Source organism: Streptomyces sp. NBC_01508 (assembly GCF_045040315.1).
Lineage (GTDB): Bacteria > Actinomycetota > Actinomycetes > Streptomycetales > Streptomycetaceae > Streptomyces.
In genome coordinates this window covers 5,232,783-5,254,602 of the sequence record NZ_CP109419.1, presented here as the reverse complement: position 1 = coordinate 5,254,602, position 21,820 = coordinate 5,232,783, and the positions used below count along the sequence as shown (strand labels likewise).

The following is a 21,820-nucleotide window of genomic DNA, read 5'->3' as shown; positions in this document are numbered from 1 at the left end:
GGCGCCGGGAGTGTCCTGCCCCCACGGGGGTGGGGCGGGGCACTCCCGGCCCCCACGGGAGTGCCCCGCACGAGGGGACGGGGCACTCCCGGCACCGCCCGCCTCAGGCGTTCTCCGCCTCCGCCTCGGCGTCCACCGGAGTCCGGCCCGTCAGCGCCGCCAGACTGTTACGGACATGCGTCATCCGCGCCTGCGTCTCCTCACGGACCTCCGTGTGCTCCCGCAGGACCCGCTCCGTCTCCCGTACGGTCCGCTCCTCCGCCGCCCGCGCCCGCGCGATCAGCTCCCGCGCACGCGCCACGGCGTCCTCATGGATGTGCCGGGCGCTCTCCTCCGCCTCCGCGAAAGCCCGCTTCGCGTCCGCGAGCCGGGCGTCCGAGCGGGTCGCCAGCTCCGCCTGCCGGGCCTGCGCCGCCGCCTCCCGCTCCGCGAACTCCCGTGCCGTCGCGGCCAGTCGCTCCGCGTGCTCCCGCGACAACTCGGCGAGCAACGCCTCCGTACGCTGCCGGATCTCGTCGAAACGGGCCAGCGCCCCGCCCCGTACCTCCTCGGCGTCCCGGCGCGCGGCCGCCCGTCGCTCGTCCGCCGCGCCCTGCGCGCCCTCCACCGTCCGCGTCGCGTACGCGTCCGCGTCACCCGTGACCGCCTCCGCGTGCGCGCGGGCCGCCTCGCGCGTACGGCGGACCGCGTCACCCGCCGCGTCGTACCGCGCCTGCGCGTCCTCCCGCGCGGTCGCACGCGCCGCGTCCGCCTCCTCGGCGGCCAGCGCCAGGATCTGCCGGGCGCGGTCGCCCAGCGACTCGAACGTCTGCGGCGGCAGCGCCTCCACCTGCTGCCGCAGCAGCCCGGCCGCCGCCTCCAGCCGCTCGGCGAGCTCCGCGAGCCGCCCCTCGTGCGCCTCGGCGTCCTCCCGGTCCCTGGACAGCTCCGTGACCCGCCGGTCGACCTGCTCGGGGCGGTATCCACGGCCCCGAGCGGGGTCGAAGCCGTGAGCCGTTGCCCGTGCAGCAGCCATTACTCAAGCCTCTCTCCGACCTACGGTGACAAGAAGGGGCGCCTCGACGAAACGCCCCACCCGTCCATCCTGCTCAAGGATGCGCCCTTTGACGCCGGGCACCCGACACCGCTTCCGTACCGATGACACGGCCGACGCGTTCAAGCCACCGCCCGGTCCCGGCGCGCCAACGGGCGCCACAACGACCGAGACGCCCACCGTGAATCACGGAGGGCGCCTGGGCGCGTTCCTGGGGTGGTGGATCTCACCGCCGAATCGACAGCCGCACGGTCAGAGCAGCCCGTCCCACATCTGCTCAAGCAGCACCGACCACCAGCTCTCCGGCGACGACAGCGCCGCCGGATCGATCGCGGCGAGCTGCGCCTGGAAGTCGACGGTCCAGCGGCCCGCCTGCTCCGGATTCAGGCCGAAACGCAGCCGCCACATCCGGCCGAGCAGCGCCATCGAGCGGGTGAACTCCGGCAGCCCGGTGTTCACGAACTGCGGCGGGATCGTCTCACCGCCCGGCCCCGTCTCGACCGACACGGCCATGATGTGCGCCGTGCCGTACTGGACACAGATCGCCCGGCCGAAGTCACTGCCCATCACCAGATACGACCCCGCGTCCGCCGCCGGCTGCACCTGCCGCTGCGCGGCCAGCTCGGCCAGCGTCGGCACCACCGGCTGCGCGGGCTGCGCCCAGAAGAACGGGCCGAAGTCGCCCGGCAGCCCCGCCCACACGAGCGTGCGCGCCACGGCCTCCGGTACGCCCTGACGGGACACCGCCCGCTGATCGAACCGGCAGATGCCCTGCGGGCCGAACGCGCCCGCCAGCTCCTGCGCGATCGCCTCCGGCGGGACCGGCTGCGCGGGCGGCACCTGCGGCAGCGGAGCGCGTACCGGCGCCGGACGCGCCGGACCGTCCGCGACCTGGTGCAACTCGCCCTGGTGGGTGAGCAGATGCCGCATGCCCTGCTGACGGCTGGAGTGGTCCCTGCCGTACGGGGCGACGCTGGTGATCCGCACCTGCGGCCAGGTCTCGCGGATCATCCGCGCGCAGTAACCACCGGGCAGCTCACAGGACTCCAGCTCGGTGTGGAGTTCGAGCACCTGCTGCGGCGGCACGTTCATGGCGCGCAGCTCGTGCAGGATCTGCCACTCGGGGTGCGGGGTGCCGGGCGCCGAGCGGCGGATGAGCTGGGCCTCGGAGCCGTCGGGCGCGCGGTAGCGCAGCACGGCCTGATAGCCGGGGCCGACCGTCGGCATGCCGCCGGCCTGCTGCGGGTAGCCGTACGCGCCCTGCGGGGCGCCGGGAGGCGCACCGGGCGGACCCGGCGGACCGGGGGTGCCCGGTACGGCACCGGGGCCGGCCAGCATCGTCGCCGCGTGGTGGACACCACCGGGCGGCGGCGTACCAGGAACACCAGGGGCACCAGGCGGACCGGGAGGACCGGGAGGACCCGGCGGCATCACGGGCGCACCGGGAGGGCCGGGGGGACCCGGCGGGCCGGGAGGCCGGGGGCCGCCCGGCAACGAGGACTGACCGCCCTGACTCGGATCCGCGAACATCGTCGCCGCGTGATGCACACCACCGGGCGGCGGCATCCCCGGAGCACCGGGAGCACCGGGCGTACCAGGGGCACCGGGAACGCCGGGCGGACCAGGAGGACCCGGCGGCCGGGGGCCGCCCGGCAACGAGGACTGACCGCCCTGACTCGGATCCGCGAACATCGTCGCCGCGTGATGCACACCACCGGGCGGCGGCATCCCCGGAGCACCGGGAGCACCGGGCGTACCAGGGGCACCGGGAACGCCGGGCGGACCGGGCGGACCCGGAACACCGGGCACCCCGGGCGCACCGGGGGGCGGCGGAGCCGACGGCCCACCGCCACGCGGAGCGCGCGGCGGCGCCGTCGCCTTGCTCGTCGCCGCGTCGGCGATATCGGCGGCGCCGGGCGCGGCCGGCCCGCCGGGCGCGGGAGATGCCGATCCGAGACCCGGGGCCAGCGATGTACGCGGCAGCTGACTGCCGCCCGAGATCAACGCCGTCGGCGCCTCGGCCGCCAGACCGGGCGGCGGCGTACCGTCGTCGTCCGCGCCCGACAGCGGCGGCGCGAAGACCGTCGCCGGAAGCCCCACGGAACCGCCGTCACCGGCGGCGTTGGTGTCTGTACCGGCCCACGGGGTCGCCCCGGCCGGGGCGACCGACGCGGCGGGACCGTGATCCCCGCTGCGGTCCGCGTCGGGCCACGGCGAACTGCTGCTCTGCGACGCCGAGACCGGCGGCGCACCGGCAGCGACAGCACCGGCACCAGCGCCGGAGGCGCCGCCGCCCGACGCGTCCGCGCCCGCACCCGCGCCGGAATCCGGAATCCCCATCCTGTCCGCCGCGTCCTGCAACCACTCCGGCGGCGTCAACAGGAAAGACGTCTGATTCAGATCGATACGCCGCGCCGCCGGCGGCGGCTCCTCGGCCTGTGCCTGCGACCCGTACTCCTCCTCGTACCGCCGGATCACCTCACCCACCGGCAACCCCGGCCACAACGTCGCCTCACCGCTGTCCCGCGCGAGCACCAGCCGCTGAAGCCCGCCGTCCGAACGCGGGCCCTCCGCGCGGTCCTCCGCCCACACCACGAACCCCAGCTCGAACTCCCGCACCCGCACCTCACGGTGCTGATACGCGGGCACGTCGCCGTTGACCCACTCGTCCGCGCGCTCCTGCGCCTGAGCGAATGTCACCACCGCGCTCATCCCTCCACCGGGACGGCGCGGGCGAAGCCGCCGTCCACCATCAGGTTCGCCACCGTGTCCAGCTCCGACGGATTGCCCGCCAGCCTCATAAGGAAGACGTCGAAGTCCGCACCACAGGGCAGCAGCAGGCGCTCCACCCGCTCCCGCACACTCCAGCCATCCCGGTCACGCGCGTCGTCGTACGCGCAGAACCACACCGAACCGACCGCATCGCCGCGCACCTTCACCGCGAGGATGCCGCCCTGGACGAACGCCACGCCCAGATAGTCCTTCGTCAGATGGTCCCGCAGACACTTGTTGACGTACAACAGGTCATTGACCGCCGCCTCCTCACGCACCGTGAAGAACGGCTGGTCCACCAGCAGCCCCAGCTCCGCGTCCAACGCCGCGCCCACCGGGGCGCACCCGCCCGCCGCCTTGAGGAACGAGCGGTACGCACCGGGCAGCCGGAAACCGAGATCCTCCTCCACACCGAGCAGTTGCTGCTCGGTCACCGACACCGAACCCTTCGGCAACCCGAAGTGCACCGGTCTCGTCTCCTGAAGAGGACGCGTCCCGCGCTTGCCGTGATCCACCAACGTCGTCGCGAGACCGCCATGATGGCGGAGCAGCGCCTTGACCTCCACCGGCACCAGCAACAGCCGGCGCGAACGCGGCGCGTGGTGCCAGGTCCAGCCGTGCGGAGTGGCCACGGCGGGAATCGTGTCCCACAACTCATGGCCGTCCGCGTGCAGCGCGGCGTTGGCCGACACGTAATCCGTGAGCCGCAACTCGTCGACACCGAAGCCCTCGGGGGGCTCGGCGATCTCGGCGGCGGCACGCGCGTACGGCGAGAAGTCCGGGAAGCCGTCGCCGTCCACCGGCACACCCCTGGGGTGGCGCGAGGCCCGGACGGGGTCCGGGAATTGCACGACCTGCCCGGCGTAGGCCGCGTTCGGTGGCGCGGTTTGCTGACCGAGCCGACCTGTCGTCATGGCGGATGCCCCCTGCTGGCTTCTGACTGGTTCGACACAGCCTATGCGGTGAAGCAACACAGGACGCCGCCCTTCCGCTCCCCCGCCGGCCCCCCGCACGCCCTCACCGCGGCACCCGTTCGAGTACCGGTGACAACCGGTCACCCCAGGTCACGCAGCGACGACGCCACGCCCTGATCCCGCCCCGGCTTCCCCGCGGCATGTCACATTTGGCAGGCTGTCCCCGCAACTCGGGGGATTACGTGGGGATTACGTAGGGAGGGACAACGCTTTGCACACAGCACAACAGGACACATCGGGAGATCCACGCCTCGGCTCACCGGACCGCCCGGGAGCGACGTCGGGACGCCTCACCACGGGCACCACCGGAAACGGCACGCCCGCGACCACGCCCTCGACCACGCCCTCGACCTCGGACGCGGACACCTCCGGCGACCCGCGCCTGAGCTGGAGCAGCACCGAACCGCACCGCCCGCCCGCACTCCGGCAGCGCCGCGACGGAATCCTGCCCGCCGTCGCCGCCGCACTCTCCGTACGTGGCGAAAATCTCACGTGCACCGCGGGCAAGGCCGACCAGCCACCGGCCCTGCACCCCCTCGTACAGGACTTCCTGGACACCCTCACCAGCAGCCAGCGCGAACGATTCACCGGCCGCTGCCCCGAGACCATCCTGCTGTCCCGGCACCTCACCGCCGTCGAAGGCGCCCGCTCCAAACGCGCCCAGCGCAAACCCCTCACCCACGGCGAGGCCCGCCGCTCCCTCAAGCACGCCAAACTCACCGCACGCCGCATCCGCGAGGACGGCGACCCGCTCCACGGCAGCTACGCGCCACCCTGCCGCTCCTGTACGGCGATGCTCGCCCATTTCGGCGTACGCCCCGTCGACCCGACGCAGAACGGCTGACCACCCCGTGCCCGACGTCACCACCACCCGCTTCCCCGTCGCCGTCGACGCCGCCCTGCGCGAAGCCGGCTGGCATCCGGGCCGCTGGGACATGCGGCAGGCCGAGGAGTGGGCGGACACCCTGCGCGCCCACATCACCCCGGCGGGACACGTCCACGCCGTGTTCGCGGCCGTCGTCGAGATCTGGGCGGAGTTCGGCGCACTGACCGTGACCGGCCCCGGACCGGGACGGCAGATCGCCCCCACGACCGTACGGTTCGACCCACTCGCCGGCATCCACCTCGCCCGCACCCTCGGCGACCTCGGCCGCTCCCTGGACACCGAGATCAGCCCCATCGGCGAAGAGGGCGACGGCCAGGCCGTACTCGCCGTCGACGCCACCGGCCGCGTCTACTCCATCGACCACACCGGCGACTGGTACCTCGGCCCACACATCGACCACGCACTCGCGGCCCTGGTCACCGGAGCCCAGCCGCAACGGCTCACCTCCCACTGACCCCCGCCCGGCCGCCTCCCGCCCGGCCGCTGCCCGCCCCCTACGCGGCGTCCCGGTGCGGCAACACCGCCGACACCCGGAAACCCCCCGCGTCCGTCTCCCCCGACACGAACACCCCGCCCAGCGCGTGCACCCGCTCCCGCATCCCCACCAGCCCGTTGCCACCACTGGGCAGCCCGGCATCGGCGGCACCGCACGACGGACCGTTCTCCACCTGCATCGCGATCTCGGCCTCCCGATGCGCCAGGCGCACCATCACCTTCGCCCCCGCCGCGTGCTTGTGCACATTCGTCAACGCCTCCTGCACCACCCGGTACGCCGTCTGCTCCACCACCGGCGCGTACTCCCGCGACACCCCCTGCACCGCCAACTCCACCACCATCCCCGCATCCCGCGACTGACCGACCAACGTCTCGATGTCCCCCATCCCCGGCCCGTCCCCCGCCGCCGCCGCGGCAGCCGCCGCGGCCGCGACACCCACCGACGCCAACGGCACCGTCACCCCCGAACCCCCGCCACCCGCCTCACGCACCGCCTGCTGCTCCCCCGCCCGCAGCACACCCAACATCTCCCGCAACTCCGTCAACGCCTGCCGCCCCATGTCCCCCACCAACGCGGCGTTCTTCACCGCCTTCTGCGGATCCTTCAACGCCACCGCCTGCAACGCGGCGGCATGCACCACCATCAGACTCACCCGGTGCGCCACCACGTCGTGCATCTCACGCGCGATCCGCGTCCGCTCCTCCGTACGAGCCCACTCCGCCCGCTGCTCGGCCCGGTCCGCCAGCAGCGACAACTCCTGCTCCAGACTGTCCGCACGCTCCCGCAAGTTCTCCATCAGCCGCCGCCTGGCCCCCACGTAGAGACCGAGCAGCACCGGCGGCAACGCCATGCTCAGCGCCATGAAAACGGCGATCAGCGGGATGTACCACCCCGCGGCCTCCAGATCCGCGGCACCCACGTCACGCCGCGTCCGTACGAAGGCGACGATGAGCGTCCCCACGAGCGACATCGCGGCCAGAGCGCCGATGATCCGGCGAGGCGAGTCCGAGGCGGCCAGCGTGTACAGCCCGACGACCCCGAGCAGCAAGCCCATCTCGGCGGGCGTGACGGCGACGGACACCAGCACAACGGTCATCGGCCACCGCCGCCGCAACAGCAGCACGGACCCGACCAACACCCCGAAAACGACCCCGAGCGGCACCGGCAGCTGCGCACTGCCCGCGAACCGGATCCCCTCGAACGCACACTCCACGGCGGACACCGCGCCCAGCCCCACATCCAGCACGGCGCTCCGCCGCCGCCTCCACCACCAGAAGCCACGGGTGGTCAAACCCGCGGCCTCCTCATTGGCCCCCGTTGTGGTCATACCTCCCAGCCTACGGGCGCCCGCGACGCAATATCCGGCGAGTGCGATCAGCACGGGAGCGGCCCTCGCACAAGGGGAACGGACGTCGATCACACGATCCGGCGAACCGACCACATATTCGAGCCGGACGTTCACATTCCGGACGATGATCTCCTACATGACTGATTTGAACGCCAAATACGCCGACTTCGAGGGACTTCGCGAACAGGCGGTGGCGCTGCGCCGCGAGGGCCTGAGCCTGCGGCAGATCCGCGACCGCCTGAAGATCTTCAACGACGAAATCCTCAGCCGCCTGGTGCGAGGCGAGCCCCCGCCGGAGTGGACGAAGCGCCCGAACGCGAAGGACGACCTGCGGGCGAAGGCACGGGAGCTACGACTCCAGGGGCTTACGTACGACCAGATAGAGCTGGAGCTGGGGTGCTCGAAGAGTTCGATCTCGTTATGGGTACGGGATCTGCCGAAGCCGGAGCCCCGCTACACGGACGAGGAGCGTCGGGCTCGAATGAACGCCGGCTTGGCGCATCTCCGCGCCGCACAGGACGTGGACCGACACGAGACGAAGCGCTTGGCGCGAGAGGAAGTCGGGGGGTTGTCCGACCGGGAGCTGTTCCTGATCGGAGTGGGGCTCTACTGGGCCGAAGGAGCCAAGGACAAGCCGTACAGCCGCCGGGAAGCACTGCACTTCATCAACAGCGACCCGAACATGATCAAGACCTACCTCCGCTGGCTCGAACTGCTGGGGGTCACGCGCGAGCGCATGCGACTGCGGGTCAGCATCCACGAGTCGGCCGACGTTCCCGGCGCCGAGGCATTCTGGGCCGACCTGGTGGGCGTGGACGTCTCCGCATTCCAGAAGGCGACCCTCAAGAAGCACAACCCAAAGACCAAGCGGAAGAACACCGCCGAAACCTACCGAGGCTGCTTGGTCATCTACGTCACCAAAAGTGCTGATCTATACCGTCGCGTAGAGGGCGCCTGGTACGGCATAGTGTTGGGTGCAGAATCAACGACCTGACGAAATGTCCGTTTAGGCCGCAATATTCCCCTGTGGTGTAATTGGTAAGCACTGCGGTTTTTGGTACCGTTAGTTCAGGTTCGAGTCCTGGCAGGGGAGCTGTCGCACAGTACGGGTCCTGATCTCTCCGGTCAGGACCCGCCTTCGTTTCCGCCCCGAAACCCCCCGGTATCCTGCGGATGTCCGCCATGCCAAGCATCCGAAGCCGAAGGGCATCCCCGTGAGCGCCAATCGCCCGGCCGCCGTCGTCGTCCTCGCAGCGGGTGAGGGCACCCGCATGAAGTCGAAGACTCCCAAGGTTCTGCACGAGATCTGCGGGCGTTCGCTCGTCGGTCATGTCGTCTCCGCCGCCCGTGAGCTGGAGCCCGGTCATCTCGTTGTCGTCGTCGGGCATGCGCGGGAGCTGGTGGAGGGGCATCTGGCCGCCTCGTACGACGGGGTGCGTACCGCCTTCCAGGCCGAGCAGAAGGGGACCGGGCACGCCGTCCGGGTCGCCGTGGAGGAGCTGGGGCAGGCTCCGGACGGGACCGTCGTCGTCGTGTGCGGCGACACCCCGCTGCTCTCCGGGGCGACGCTCGCCGCGCTCGCCGCGCGGCACGAGGAGGACGGCAACGCCGTCACCGTGCTGACCGCCGAGGTGCCGGACGCGACCGGTTACGGGCGGATCGTGCGGGACGAGGCGAGCGGGGCCGTGACCGGGATCGTGGAGCACAAGGACGCGACGGACGAGCAGCGTGCGGTGCGGGAGATCAACTCGGGGGTGTTCGCGTTCGACGGGCGCCTTCTCGTGGACGCGCTCGGCAAGGTCCGTACGGACAACAGTCAGGGCGAGGAGTATCTGACCGATGTCCTCGGCATTCTGCGGGGGGCGGGGCACCGCGTCGGCGCCTCGGTCGCGGATGATCACCGGGAGATCCTGGGCATCAACAACCGGGTCCAACTGGCCGAGGCGCGCCGGCTGTTGAACGAGCGGGTGTTGGCGCGGGCGATGACGGCCGGTGTGACGGTGGTGGATCCGGGGTCGGTGCTGATGGATGTGACGGTGACGTACGAGCCGGACGCGGTCGTGCATCCGGGGACGCAGTTGCTGGGGGTGACGCATCTGTCGGAGGACTCGGAGGTGGGTCCCAACTCGCGTCTGACGGATACGAGGGTGGGCGTGGGCGCCCGGGTGGACAACTCGGTGGCGATCGACGCGGAGGTGGGTGAGTGGGCTTCGGTGGGTCCGTTCGCGTATCTGCGTCCGGGCACGAGGCTGGGTGTGAAGTCGAAGGCCGGGTCGTTCGTGGAGATGAAGAAGGCGACGATCGGCGACGGTTCGAAGGTGCCGCATCTGAGTTATGTGGGTGACGCGACGATCGGTGAGCAGACGAACATCGGTGCGGCGAGTGTGTTCGTGAACTACGACGGTGAGTCGAAGCATCACACGACGATCGGCTCGCACTGCAGGACGGGTTCGGACAACATGTTTGTGGCGCCTGTCACTGTCGGGGACGGTGCTTACACGGCCGCGGGGTCGGTCATCACGAAGGATGTTCCGTCGGGTTCGCTGGCCGTCGCGCGGGGCCAGCAGCGGAATATCGAGGGTTGGGTGGCTCGTAAGCGGCCGGGAAGTGCCGCCGCGCAGGCCGCTGCCGCTGCCGCTGAGGAGCTGGCGCTCGAAAGCTGACCGGAAACAGGCGCCTCGTGCGGCGCGTACCGTGATAGCTGCTCACGTTCGGCTGGCTCGCAGGGACGCGCGGGTGCAGCGGCAATCAACACGTCTGAGGAGACTGTGCTGTGACCGGGATCAAGACGACCGGCGAGAAGAAGCTGATGCTCTTTTCCGGCCGCGCCCACCCCGAGCTGGCTGAGGCGGTCGCCCATACGCTGGGCGTCGGGATTGTGCCGACCAAGGCTTTCGATTTCGCCAACGGTGAGATCTACGTGCGCTATCAGGAGTCGGCTCGTGGTGCGGACTGTTTCCTGATCCAGAGCCATACCGCTCCGATCAATAAGTGGATCATGGAGCAGTTGATCATGATCGATGCTCTGAAGCGGGCTTCGGCCCGGAGCATCACGGTGATCGTTCCCTTCTACGGTTACGCCCGGCAGGACAAGAAGCACCGTGGGCGGGAGCCGATTTCGGCCCGGATGGTGGCGGATCTGATGAAGACGGCGGGTGCGCACCGCATTCTGACCGTGGATCTTCACACGGATCAGATCCAGGGCTTCTTCGACGGTCCGGTGGATCATCTGTTCGCGCTGCCGATCCTGGCGGACTATGTGGCGACGAAGGTCGACCGGTCGAAGCTGACGGTGGTCTCGCCGGACGCCGGGCGGGTGCGGGTGGCGGACCGCTGGTGTGACCGGCTGGACGCGCCGCTGGCGATCGTGCACAAGCGCCGGGACAAGGATGTCGCCAACGAGGTGACGGTCCATGAGGTCGTGGGCAATGTGGCAGGCCGGGTGTGTGTGCTGGTGGACGACATGATCGACACGGGTGGCACGATCTGTGCCGCCGCCGACGCGTTGTTCGCGCACGGTGCCGAGGATGTCATCGTGACGGCGACGCACGGTGTGCTGTCGGGTCCGGCGGGCGACCGGCTGAAGAATTCGAAGGTGAGTGAGTTCGTCTTCACGGATACGCTGCCGGATCCGGGCAATCTGGAGATGGACAAGATCACGGTGCTGTCGATCGCGCCGACGATCGCGCGTGCGGTGCGTGAGGTGTTCGAGGACGGTTCGGTGACGAGCCTCTTCGACGAGCAGGCGTAGCCGGCACACGCTCCACGGGGCTTTCGAAGATCGATTTCTGGGCGGCCTCCCCGCCGGGTAGACTCACGGAGTTGCTCGGCGAGGGAGGCCGCTTTCATTCGCGGCCGTCCGTTATCGACGCGCTCTTCGTAGCAGGCCGCCTGTCGTGGCCGGGTGACCACCAGTCTCATCGTCACCTATGTTTCATCTACGAGGAGTGCAGTCATGGCTGAGGTCAAGATCACCGCTGAGGTCCGGTCCGAGTTCGGCAAGGGCGCTGCCCGCCGTACGCGTCGTGAGAACAAGGTTCCGGCGGTCATCTACGGTCACGGTGCCGACCCCGTTCACGTGTCTCTGCCGGGTCACGACCTGATGATGGCGCTCAAGACGGCGAACGCGCTGCTGAGCGTCGACATCGAGGGCCGCAAGGAGCTGGTGATCCCCAAGGCTGTCCAGCGTGACGCGCTCAAGGGCTTCATCAAGCACGTGGACCTGCTCGCGGTGAAGCTGGGCGAGAAGGTCTCGGTCGAGGTCGCGGTGCATACCGAGGGCGAGCTGGCCCCGGGTCCGTTCCTGCTGGAGAACGTGTTGAGCACCCTGACCGTCGAGGCCGAGGCGACGCACATCCCCGAGTCCGTCACGGTCTCCGTCGAGGGCCTGGAGGCCGGTGCCTCCATCGTCGCGAAGGATGTCCCGCTGCCCGAGGGCACGACGCTGGTGACCGACGAGGACGCGGTCGTCATCCAGGTCCTGGCCGCGCAGGCGGAGGAGCCGTCGGCCGACGACGCCGCTGACGAGGCCGCCGCCGAGGCCTGAGCCCCGGCCGGATCCTGGGACGGGGTCCTGAACGACTGCACAGCTGAACGACTGAACGACGCTTTGCCCGACGGGGTGGCGGGCCGGTGCCCGCCACCCCGTCGTTCTTTCTTCTTTCTTCTTCCTTCTTCGCCTTGAGGAGACGCAGCGCAGATGACGACCGATGTCACCGCCCCGTGGCTGATCGTGGGCCTGGGCAATCCCGGTCCCGGTTACGCGGCCAACCGCCACAACGTGGGTTTCATGGTGGCGGATCTCCTCGCGGGCCGCGTCGGCGGTTCGTTCAAGCGCGCGCAGAAGGCCCAGGCGCAGGTTCTGGAGGGCCGGGTGGGGCCGATGGGTCCGGGCAGCCGGCGGGTGGTGCTGGCGAAGCCGCTGTCGTTCATGAATCTGTCCGGGGGGCCGGTCGCCGGGCTGCGGGACTTCTACAAGGTGCCGACGGCCAACATCGTGGCGATCCATGACGAGTTGGACATCGACTACGGCGCGCTGCGGCTGAAGCTGGGCGGCGGGGACAACGGGCACAACGGTCTGAAGTCGATGACGAAGTCGATGGGCCCGGAGTACCACCGGGTGCGGTTCGGGATCGGCCGGCCGCCGGGGCGGATGCAGGTGGCCGACTTCGTGCTGAGGGACTTCTCCTCGGTGGAGCGCAAGGAGCTGGACTTCCTCGTGGACCGTGCGGCCGACGCCGTGGAGTGTCTGGTGACGGAGGGGCTGGAGCGCGCGCAGAGCGCGTACAACTCCTGACAACAACGACCTTTCCTCTGCCACAAGTTGACCGACCGCGTCCGGATGGCCAAGGATCGCCGTCCATGAAGCCGAGCTCGTCGCAACTGGCACTGTCGGTGGGCCGCCGTGCCGCGATGGCGTGTGTCGCCGCGCTGCTGCTCGCCGCGGGTTTCTGGACGTCCTGGGGTACGGCGCAGCACGTACTGCTGTCCAAGGGCCGTGAGCACGGGACGTTGTCGGTCACCGAGTGCGGCGATACGGCGTGTACGGGTACGTACGACCCCGAGGGGAGCCCCGGGCCGCGGGCCGGGACCCGCATCGAGCGGTCGGTGGCGGTGAAGAGGGGCCGGTCGTACGAGGTGGTGCTGAAGCCGGGCACCGGGGAACTGGTCCGCTCGGGTTCCTCCGGTGCGCTGCTCGCGTGGGTGCCGCTCGGTGGCGCGTTGTTGCTGGCGGCGCCGGTGGTCGGCGGCGGGCTGCGGCTGACGCGTATGGCGTGGGGTACGGCGCTGGCGGGTGCGGTACTGCTGGCGGCGGCGTTCTTCGCGCTCTGACGTGGGCCGGGGCGCCGGACGGCGGCACCCCGGCCCTCTCATTCAGCCGGTGTTGCGCAGCCCGGCCGCCACCCCGTTGACCGTCAGGAGCAGCGCCCGCGCGAGCAGCGGGTCCGGTGCCTCCTCGCGGGCCGCCGCCGCGCGCTGGCGCGCGAGGAGCGAGACCTGGAGGTAGGAGATCGGGTCGAGGTAGGCGTCGCGGATGGCGAACGTCTGCCGCAGGACCGGGTTGGAGCCGAGCAGTTCCTTGTTGCCGGTGATCCGCAGGACTTCCCGCACGGTGAGCGCGTGCTCGGTCTCGATGGCGGTGAAGACGTGCTTCAGTTCGTCGGGCACGAGGGTGTCGACGTAGTGCCTGGCGATCCGCAGGTCGGTCTTGGCGAGGGTCATCTCGACGTTGGAGAGGAAGTTCTGGAAGAAGTGCCAGTGTTCGTGCATTTCGTCCAGGACCGGGTCGAGGCCCGATTCCCGTAGCGCCTTGAGGCCGGAGCCGACCCCGTACCAGCCGGGGACGATCTGCCGGGACTGGGTCCAGCCGAAGACCCAGGGGATGGCGCGCAGCCCGTCGAGTCCGGCGCCGGAGTCCGGGCGCCGGGAGGGGCGTGAGCCGAGGTGCAGGTCGGCGAGCTGGTCGACGGGGGTCGCGGCGAAGAAGTACGCGGGCAGGTCGGGGTCTTCGACGAGCTTGCGGTACGCGCCGTGGGCGGCGTCCGAGACGGTGTCCATGGCGGCGTCCCAGCGGGCCAGTGCCTCGTCGGACTGGCGGGGTGCGGTGTGCAGGGCGGAGGCCAGGAGGGTGGCGGCGACGGTCAGTTCCAGGTTCTCCCTGGCGAGGGCGGGGATCAGGTATTTGTCGGAGATGACCTCGCCCTGCTCGGTCACCTTGATCTCGCCCTCCAGGGTGCCCCAGGGCTGCGCGAGGATCGCGTCGTGCGAGGGGCCGCCGCCGCGGCCGACGGTGCCGCCGCGGCCGTGGAAGAGGCGGAGGCGTACGCCGTAGCGGTGTGCGACGTCGCGGAGCCGGCGCTGGGCGCGGTGGATCTCCCACTGGCTGGTGGTGATGCCGCCGAATTTGGAGGAGTCGGAGTAGCCGAGCATGACTTCCTGGACGTCGCCGCGCAGGGAGACGAGCCGTCGGTAGGAGGGGTCGGCGAGCATCTCGTCGAGGATGATGTCGGCGGCGCGCAGTTCGTCGGTGGTCTCCAGGAGCGGCACGATGCCGATCTTCGCCCAGCCGGAGTGCAGGTCGAGCAGTCCGGCTTCGCGGGCGAGGACGGCGGCGGCGAAGACGTCGTCGGCGCCCTGGCACATGGAGATGATGTAGGACTCGATGACTTCGGGGCCGAAGCGCTCGAAGGCCTGCTTGACGGTGTGGAAGACGCCGAGGGTCTTCTCGCCGGCGGCGTCCAGGGGTGCCGGGGTGGGGGCGAGGGGGCGGCGGGAGCGCAGTTCCTTGGCGAGCAGCTTCTGCCGGTACTCGCGGGGCATGTCCGCGTACCGCCAGGACTCTTCGCCGAGGCGGTCGAAGAGCTGGCCGAGGGCGTGGTGGTGGGCGTCGGCGTGTTCGCGTACGTCCATGGTGGCGAGCTGGAGCCCGAACGCGGCGAGGGTGCGGATGGTGCGGTCCATGCGGCCGTCGGCGAAGAGTCCGCCGCGGTGGGCGCGCAGGGAGGTCTGGATCAGGGTGAGGTCGTCGAGGAGTTGCGCGGTGCCGAGGTAGTCGCGGCCTTCGCTGTGCGGGGTGCCTTTGGCGAGGCGTTCGCGGGTGTTGACGAGCTTCTGCCGGATGCAGGTGGCTTTGAGGCGGTAGGGCTCTTCGGCGTTGAGGCGCTTGTAGCGGGGGCTGATCTCGGGGAGGCGGTCCAGGTCGGTGGCGAGTGAGTCCAGGAGTTCCTGGGTGGCGCCGGCGTACCGGATGGAGTTGGAGAGCTGGCCGCGCAGTTGGTCGATGAGGTCGAGTGCGTCGGTGATGCCGTGTTCGTGCTGGAGGATCAGCACTTCCCAGGTGACGGCGGGGGTGACGTTGGGGTTGCCGTCGCGGTCGCCGCCGATCCAGGTGCCGAAGCTGAGGGGGCGGGTGCCCGGGGGCAGTTCGACGCCGACGCGTTCCAGTTCGGCGACGAGGTCTTCGAGGACGTCGCCGACGGCTTCGGCGTGCAGTTCGTCCAGGTAGTAGATGGCGTTGCGGGCCTCGTCGGCGGGCTCGGGCCGTACGACGCGCAGTTCGTCGGTCTGCCAGATCAGGTCGATGGACTCGGCGAGCCGCAGGTCGTGGCGGCGCCGGTCGGCGGCGATGACGGGCACTTCGAGGAGTTCGGCGATACGGCGGAGCTTGTTCAGTACGGAGCGGCGCGCGGCTTCGGTGGGGTGTGCGGTGAAGACGGGGCGGACGCTGAGGTTGTTGACGGTGGCGCGCAGGTGGTCGGGGTCGGCGTCTTTGAGGCGGTCGGCGGTACGGGCGAGGAGCCCGCCCTCGGCGGCCCGGCGGTCGCGCATCTCGCGGCCCCGGTGGACCTGCTCGGTGACGTTGGCGAGGTGGAAGTAGGTGGAGAAGGCGCGGACGAGCTTGGCGGCGGTCTCCAGGTCGGTGTCGCCGAGCAGCGCGGCGGCGGCTTCGCCGTCCTCGCGGGTGAGGGCGCGGACGCGTTCGACGAGGTCGAGGAGTTCGGGGCCCTCCTGGCGTACGAGGGTTTCGCCGAGGAGGTCGCCGAGCCGGCGGATGTCGGAGCGCAGCTCCACATTGGCGGTCGGGGTGCCCTCGGTGGCGGACGGCCGGTCGGCTGACAACCCGGCGGTCGGGGTCTGGTCGGCACTGCTCACAGGTGCGGCTCCTTGCAGTGTTTGAGCACGTCGGGAGGAGAAGGTTCTGGAGAGATTGTTCGACCGGACCGCGCTGTCCGACGTCACAAGGATAGGTGTCCTTTGCGCGTCGTTATCCACAGGCCCTTGCCGCGTGGCTCTTCGCTGCCATACTTACGTTGCCGTAGGTTACGCGCCCGTAGACGGGCAGAATGCCGCATTCCACACCTCCAGGGGACACACCCATGTCGACAGGCCCTGACGTTCTCGGCGACTCCTCACAGGCTCAGCCTGCGCCGGACGGTTTCTCCGCTCCTTCAGCTCTCTCAGCTCAGTCCGCTTCCTCCGCCACGCTCGGCGGGGAGAGCAAGCGTTCACTGGAACAGATCACGCTGCTGCTCTTCATCGTCGTGCCCTTCATCGCCCTGCTCGGCGCCGTTCCGCTGGTCTGGGGCTGGGGGGTGAGCTGGCTCGATCTGGGGCTGCTCGTGGCGATGTATTTCATCGGCTGCCATGGCATCACGGTCGGCTTCCACCGGTATTTCACGCACGGCTCGTTCAAGGCGAAGCGTCCGCTGCGGATCGCGCTGGCCGTGGCGGGGTCGATGGCGGTGGAGGGTCCGGTGGTCCGCTGGGTCGCCGATCACCGTAAGCACCACAAGTTCTCGGACGCGGAGGGTGACCCGCACTCGCCGTGGCGGTTCGGCGAGTCGCTGCCCGCGCTGCTGAAGGGGCTGTGGTGGGCGCACATCGGCTGGCTCTTCGACGAGGAGCAGACGCCGCAGCAGAAGTACGCGCCGGATCTGATCAGGGATCCGGCGATCCGGCGGGTCTCGCGGCAGTTCCTGCTCTGGGCGTTCGTGTCGCTGGCGATCCCGCCGCTGGTGGGCGGGCTGGTGACGATGTCGTGGTGGGGCGCGTTCACGGCGTTCTTCTGGGGCTCGCTCGTGCGGGTGGCGCTGCTGCACCATGTCACGTGGTCGATCAACTCGATCTGTCACGCGGTGGGCAAGCGGCCGTTCAAGTCGCGTGACCGCTCAGGCAATGTGTGGTGGCTGGCGGTCTTGTCCTGTGGCGAGTCATGGCACAACCTGCACCATGCGGACCCGACGAGCGCACGGCACGGTGTGCTGCGAGGTCAGGTCGACTCCAGTGCCCGGCTGATCCGGTGGTTCGAGGCGTTCGGCTGGGTGCACAGCGTGCGCTGGCCCGACGCCGGACGGCTGGACGCCCGGCGGAAAATTGACCATCCCAACGCGGCATGATTGGCAACGTGGCGATCGACGGCGGTAAGAGCGACACCGACAAGAGCCGGACCCCGAGCGCGCCCCGGCGTTCCCGCCGGGTGCGGATGACCGGCAAGGAGCGTCGCGAGCAACTGCTGGACATCGGCCGCACCTTGTTCGCCGAGAAGGGCTACGAGGGCACGTCGGTGGAGGAGATCGCCTCGAAGGCGGGCGTCTCCAAGCCGGTGGTGTACGAGCACTTCGGCGGCAAGGAGGGGCTGTACGCGGTGGTGGTCGACCGGGAGATGCGCCAGTTGCTCGACATGGTGACGAGTTCTCTTACGGCGGGCCATCCGCGTGAGCTGTGCGAGCAGGCGGCGTTCGCGCTCCTGGACTACATCGAGGAGTACACGGACGGTTTCCGCATCCTGGTCCGCGATTCGCCGGTGGCGCAGTCGACGGGCACGTTCGCCTCGCTGATCAGTGACATCGCCACGCAGGTCGAGGACATCCTGGGCATGGAGTTCAAGGCCCGCGGCTTCGACCCGAAGCTGGCCCCGCTGTACGCGCACGCCCTGGTGGGCATGGTGGCGCTGACGGGCCAGTGGTGGGTGGACACCCGCCGCCCGAAGAAGAACGAGGTGGCGGCGCATCTGGTGAATCTGGCGTGGCACGGGCTGGGCAATCTGGAGGCGAAGCCGCGCCTGATAGGCCACCGCAAGGTGTGAGCGAGGGGTTTCGGCCGGGGCCGGGTGCCGACGGCGCGCGGCGCCCCCGGGTCCCGGTCCCGGCCCGTGGGCCTTCGGCTCCGGTCAGTTCCGCGTGATCGCCTCGCCGATGGTGAAGCCCTTGGCGGCGCCGTCCGGGATGACGGCGTCGGTACCGTAGGGCACCCGGTGTTCTTCGGTGTAGGTGGCCTTCTTGCTGTCGGGGACGGTCAGCAGGGAGACGGTGCCTTCGCCGTCGAGGTCGTCGATCAGCACGTACAGCGCGATGCCGGCGCGGGCGTACTCACGGCGCTTGCGGACGCGGTCGCGTTCGACGTTGCGGGCTCCGGGCGAGACGACTTCGACGACCATGACGACGCCGGCGGCGTCGACGCCGAGATCCTCCTCGTCGGGGATCTCGTCCGGATCATCCGGAGCTACGAAGAGATCCGGGATCCAGCACTTCCTCTGATGGATGACGTTGCCGTCGTGCCACACCGCGTAGTCGTGGCCCTCCAGGTGCGCTTCCAGCGCCCGGCGGAGACGGTTGATCAGCACCATGTGACGGCGGCGACCGGTAGGCGACACTTCGATGGACGCCTCGATGATCTCGGCCTGATAACCCTCGGGGAGTTCCATGGCCTTCCACGCCTGCCACAGGATCTCGTCCAGGCCGGCAGCCGGCTTGTCGTCCGTTGTCACCGGCGTCACCTCATGTGCGAGAGCGGTCATCGTGAAGCACCTCCTCCTTCAAGTGTGGGCATGTGTTTCGTCGCATCACAAGCGACACCGGGACGCTACGAGGCCGTGTCGTCCCGGTGTGCCGTACCGCGTGTTGATCATCAGAAAGAGTGATGGCGTCAGGTCACCGGCTCCAGGAACTCCAGCCGGTTGCCCACCGGGTCGTCGCAGTAGAAGCGGCGGTGGCCGGGGAGGCCGGCGTCCCAGGTCACCGGGGTGCCCCGGCTCTCCAGGCGGGCCGCGAAGGCGTCGATGCCGGTGACCCGCAGGCCCGGGTGGGCCTTTCGCGCCGGGCGGAAGTCCGCCTCGATGCCGAGGTGGAGCTGGACCTGGCCGGTTTGGAACCAGCAGCCGCCGCGTACCGCCAGGGCCGGTGGTTTGGGGATCTCCGTCATGCCCAGGACGTCGATGTAGTACGTACGCAGCGCGTCCTCCGAGCCCGCCGGGGCGGCGAGCTGGACATGGTCGAGGGCGGCGATCATCAGGCCTGCCTCCTCGCCACGGCGAAGATCCGGCGGAATGGGAACACCGTGCCGTGCGGGCCGGGTGGGTAGGCCTTGCGGAGCAGGTCGCCGTACTGGCCGAGGAATTCGGCCGCCGCCTCGGGGTCGTCGGCGAGTTCGGTGAGGACGGGCCGCAGGGCGGTGCCCTTGACCCAGTCGAGCACCGGGTCCTCGCCGGAGAGCAGTTGGAGGTAGGTGGTCTCCCAGGCGTCCGTCGTGCAGCCGAGGTCGGTGAGGCGCAGCAGGTAGTCGGCCGGGTCCAGGATGTGTACGAAGCGCCGGCCGTGGCTGTCGAGGCGGTCGCTCCAGCGCGGGGTCTCGCACAGTTCGCCGAGGAGCGCGTGGCTGGGGGCGGTGAAGTTGCCGGGGACCTGGAAGGCGAGCGTGCCGCCGGGGGTGAGGGCGTCGACCCAGTCCGGGAAGGATTCGGCGTGGCCCGGGACCCACTGGAGTGCGGCGTTGGAGACGATCAGGTCGTACGGCTCGTCGGGGGTCCAGTGTGTGGCGTCCGCGGGCCGGAAGTCGAGCCGGCCGCCGCCGGCGGTGGCGCCGGCGTACTCCTTCTCGGCCTGTGCCAGCATCTCGGCCGAGAGGTCGTAGCCGGTGATGTGGGCGGTGGGCCAGCGTTCGGCGAGGAGTGCCGTGACGTTGCCGGGGCCACAGCCTAGGTCGGCTATGTGTGGGGGCCGGTCGCCGTTGGGCAGTTCGGGGATCCGGGCCAGCAGGTCGAGGAACGGGCGGGTGCGGTGCGCGGAGTGGTGGAGGTACTGCTGCGGGTCCCAGGTCGGAGCGGAAGTGGTGGCGGGAGTGGTCGCCGGAGTCGCTGTCGAACGCATGTGTGAAGCCCCCTCGGGATACGGAGCGGACGGGCGGATTCCCCTCCGCGCCCGACCATGCCCAAGCGTGCCTCCAAATATATCTTGACGTCAAGAGACTTCATGTCGACAGACCCTCTACACTGATCGCCATGGAGGACGAGGTCGACCGTCTGGTCGCAGCATGGCGCCGGGAGCGGCCGGACCTCGACGTGGAACCGCTTGAGGTGCTCAGCCGCGTCAGCAGGCTCGCGCGCCATCTCGACCGGGCCCGTCGCCTCGCGTTCTCCGAGCACAACCTGGAGCCGTGGGAGTTCGACGTCCTGACCTCGCTGCGGCGGGCCGGCGCGCCGTACCAGCTCTCCCCCGGTCAGCTGCTGACCCAGACCCTGGTCACGTCCGGCACGATGACCAACCGCATCGACCGGCTGGCGAAGAAGGACCTGGTCGAGCGGCTGCCCGACCCCAGCGACCGGCGCGGGGTCCTCGTCCGGCTCACCCCCGAGGGGCGCGACCGCGCCGATCAGGCGCTGGCCGGGCTGCTCGCCCAGGAGCGCGCGATCCTCGCGGAGCTGTCGCGCGGGCAGCGCGGCGAACTGGCCGCGCTGCTGCGCCGGTTGACCGCGCCGTTCGACAACGTCCCCGGCCCCGGCTGACGCCCGTCCCGTGCGGCGACCGGAAGGGTTCGCCGGGTCCGTCCGGCGGGCCGGTTCGTCCTCAATCGCCGGACGGGCTGGATGTTCAGCCCACCCGCACCGCGTCCGTCTCGCCCAGGTCCGCCGGGCCCACTCCCGCGCGGCGGGCCAGTGCGACCGCCGCCAGTGTCGAGTGCACGCCGAGCTTCCCGAGCACGTTCTGCATGTGCGTACGGACCGTGTGCGGGGACAGGAACAGCCGCTCGGCCACCGCCTTGCGCCCCAGGCCGGCCACCATGCAGCGCAGCACCTCCAGCTCGCGCGGTGTCAGCGAGTCGACCAGCCGCTCGCTGTCCGTGCGGTGCTTGCGCGCGGCGGTCAGCTCCCGCAGGACGTTGGTGAGCAGCGCGGGCGGCAGATGCGTCTCGTCGCGCAGCACGCCTCTGATCACCGCCAGCAGCCGTTGCAGCGAGCAGTCCTTGGCGACCCAGCCGGACGCGCCGGCCTGGAGCGCGAGTGCCGCGCGGCGCGGGTCGTCCTTCTCCGCGAGAACGACGCACCGTACGGACGGCTGTCCCGAACGGACGCCCGCGACCAGCGAGATGCCGTCGACGAGCCCGAGACCGCCTTCGCCGCTGTCGGGTACGGCGCGGGCCACCGGGCCACTGCCCGGACCCGCGACGATGCCGAGGTCGGCGTCGACCAACAGCACGTCGTATCTTCGCCCTTCGGCCGCCGCCCGCTCAAGACAGCGCAGCGCGGCGGGACCGCTGCCGGCGGCGGCGACGTCCACGTCGGGCTCCGCCGCGAGGGCGGCTGCCAGCGACTCGGCGAATATGCGGTGGTCGTCCACCACGAGAACCCTGATACGGACCACTTGCCACCCCCAGATGTCGGGGCGCGGACGACGCGGGTACGGCGCCCGGTGGGGTGGGGTGCGCGTCGCGTGGACACTGGTGCCGCCGCGGCCGCCGCCGTGCGGCTGCCCACCCACCCCGGGCGTCGTACCCGACTGTCTCGCTTCCCTGATCAGCACCGGCCCCCACCGGTGCT

At 70.4% G+C, this 21,820-nt stretch carries 20 protein-coding genes and 1 tRNA gene; 12 read left to right on the top strand and 9 right to left on the bottom strand.

The annotated features are described in order from the left end of the window. Positions 1-103: 103 nt before the first annotated feature. The 3 genes from OG700_RS24560 to OG700_RS24550 form a co-directional block, all read right to left on the bottom strand. Complete coding sequence (locus OG700_RS24560; RefSeq protein ID WP_405617045.1) at positions 104-1,015, bottom strand: cellulose-binding protein; 912 nt, start codon at positions 1,013-1,015, stop codon at positions 104-106. 270 nt (positions 1,016-1,285) lie between these two features. Then, positions 1,286-3,745, bottom strand: a complete 2,460-nt coding sequence (locus OG700_RS24555; RefSeq protein ID WP_405617043.1) for an SUKH-4 family immunity protein — start codon at positions 3,743-3,745, stop codon at positions 1,286-1,288. Beyond that, positions 3,742-4,719 (bottom strand): SMI1/KNR4 family protein, encoded by a 978-nt coding sequence (locus tag OG700_RS24550; RefSeq protein ID WP_405617041.1) that lies wholly within the window; start codon positions 4,717-4,719, stop codon positions 3,742-3,744. Before OG700_RS24550 ends, OG700_RS24555 begins: the two co-directional genes overlap by 4 nt. 442 nt (positions 4,720-5,161) lie before the next feature. On the opposite strand from OG700_RS24550, the gene OG700_RS24545 reads away from it, so the two are divergent. Together OG700_RS24545 and OG700_RS24540 are read left to right on the top strand one after the other, a co-directional pair. Then, entirely contained in the window at positions 5,162-5,623 is a 462-nt protein-coding gene (locus OG700_RS24545) for a YwqJ-related putative deaminase (protein ID WP_405621937.1), read from the top strand. Positions 5,624-5,630: 7 nt separating this feature from the next. Beyond that, the gene (locus OG700_RS24540; RefSeq protein ID WP_405617039.1) at positions 5,631-6,119 is read left to right on the top strand and encodes an SUKH-3 domain-containing protein; all 489 of its coding nucleotides are present in this window, start codon (positions 5,631-5,633) and stop codon (positions 6,117-6,119) included. Between the two features lie 40 nt (positions 6,120-6,159). On the opposite strand, the gene OG700_RS24535 is transcribed toward OG700_RS24540, so the two are convergent. Beyond that, positions 6,160-7,488: a sensor histidine kinase gene (locus OG700_RS24535; RefSeq protein ID WP_405617037.1), complete on the bottom strand. Its 1,329-nt coding sequence runs from the start codon at positions 7,486-7,488 to the stop codon at positions 6,160-6,162. Between the two features lie 157 nt (positions 7,489-7,645). Between OG700_RS24535 and OG700_RS24530 the strand changes: the two genes are divergently transcribed. The 7 genes from OG700_RS24530 (at position 7,646) to OG700_RS24500 (ending at position 13,341) form a co-directional block, all read left to right on the top strand. Beyond that, on the top strand, positions 7,646-8,503 hold the full coding sequence (locus tag OG700_RS24530; protein ID WP_405621935.1) for a hypothetical protein: 858 nt from the start codon (positions 7,646-7,648) through the stop codon (positions 8,501-8,503). Between the two features lie 26 nt (positions 8,504-8,529). After that, positions 8,530-8,602 (top strand) — tRNA-Gln (locus OG700_RS24525). Positions 8,603-8,723: 121 nt separating this feature from the next. Beyond that, entirely contained in the window at positions 8,724-10,172 is a 1,449-nt protein-coding gene (glmU, locus tag OG700_RS24520) for a bifunctional UDP-N-acetylglucosamine diphosphorylase/glucosamine-1-phosphate N-acetyltransferase GlmU (RefSeq protein ID WP_405617035.1), read from the top strand. 110 nt (positions 10,173-10,282) lie between these two features. Next, positions 10,283-11,260, top strand: a complete 978-nt coding sequence (locus tag OG700_RS24515; protein ID WP_405617033.1) for a ribose-phosphate diphosphokinase — start codon at positions 10,283-10,285, stop codon at positions 11,258-11,260. A 204-nt stretch (positions 11,261-11,464) separates the two neighbouring features. Further along, a complete protein-coding gene (locus OG700_RS24510; protein WP_405617031.1) occupies positions 11,465-12,055 on the top strand; it encodes a 50S ribosomal protein L25/general stress protein Ctc in 591 nt (196 codons plus the stop codon). 153 nt (positions 12,056-12,208) lie between these two features. Then, entirely contained in the window at positions 12,209-12,805 is a 597-nt protein-coding gene (gene pth, locus OG700_RS24505; RefSeq protein WP_405617028.1) for an aminoacyl-tRNA hydrolase, read from the top strand. Positions 12,806-12,870: 65 nt separating this feature from the next. Further along, complete coding sequence (locus OG700_RS24500) at positions 12,871-13,341, top strand: hypothetical protein (protein ID WP_405617026.1); 471 nt, start codon at positions 12,871-12,873, stop codon at positions 13,339-13,341. A 42-nt stretch (positions 13,342-13,383) separates the two neighbouring features. Here the strand turns inward: OG700_RS24500 and ppc are convergent, their stop codons facing one another. Next, positions 13,384-16,128, bottom strand: a complete 2,745-nt coding sequence (gene ppc / locus OG700_RS24495) for a phosphoenolpyruvate carboxylase (protein ID WP_405621933.1) — start codon at positions 16,126-16,128, stop codon at positions 13,384-13,386. Between the two features lie 257 nt (positions 16,129-16,385). Between ppc and OG700_RS24490 the strand changes: the two genes are divergently transcribed. Both OG700_RS24490 and OG700_RS24485 read left to right on the top strand, forming a co-directional pair. After that, positions 16,386-17,405, top strand: a complete 1,020-nt coding sequence (locus OG700_RS24490) for an acyl-CoA desaturase (protein WP_405617024.1) — start codon at positions 16,386-16,388, stop codon at positions 17,403-17,405. Beyond that, positions 17,402-18,094, top strand: coding sequence for a TetR family transcriptional regulator (locus OG700_RS24485; protein WP_405617022.1), 693 nt, complete (start codon positions 17,402-17,404; stop codon positions 18,092-18,094). The genes OG700_RS24490 and OG700_RS24485 overlap by 4 nt, the downstream gene beginning before the upstream one ends. Positions 18,095-18,178: 84 nt before the next feature. Here OG700_RS24485 and OG700_RS24480 read toward each other — a convergent pair whose 3' ends face one another. The 3 genes from OG700_RS24480 to OG700_RS24470 form a co-directional block, all read right to left on the bottom strand. Beyond that, entirely contained in the window at positions 18,179-18,805 is a 627-nt protein-coding gene (locus tag OG700_RS24480; protein ID WP_405617020.1) for a Uma2 family endonuclease, read from the bottom strand. 128 nt (positions 18,806-18,933) lie between these two features. After that, complete coding sequence (locus OG700_RS24475) at positions 18,934-19,296, bottom strand: VOC family protein (protein WP_405617018.1); 363 nt, start codon at positions 19,294-19,296, stop codon at positions 18,934-18,936. After that, complete coding sequence (locus tag OG700_RS24470; RefSeq protein WP_405617016.1) at positions 19,296-20,153, bottom strand: trans-aconitate 2-methyltransferase; 858 nt, start codon at positions 20,151-20,153, stop codon at positions 19,296-19,298. The genes OG700_RS24475 and OG700_RS24470 overlap by 1 nt, the downstream gene beginning before the upstream one ends. Positions 20,154-20,284: 131 nt before the next feature. Between OG700_RS24470 and OG700_RS24465 the strand changes: the two genes are divergently transcribed. Continuing rightward, complete coding sequence (locus OG700_RS24465; RefSeq protein WP_405617014.1) at positions 20,285-20,788, top strand: MarR family winged helix-turn-helix transcriptional regulator; 504 nt, start codon at positions 20,285-20,287, stop codon at positions 20,786-20,788. Between the two features lie 85 nt (positions 20,789-20,873). On the opposite strand, the gene OG700_RS24460 is transcribed toward OG700_RS24465, so the two are convergent. Beyond that, entirely contained in the window at positions 20,874-21,644 is a 771-nt protein-coding gene (locus OG700_RS24460) for a LuxR C-terminal-related transcriptional regulator (protein WP_405617012.1), read from the bottom strand. Positions 21,645-21,820 lie beyond the last annotated feature (176 nt).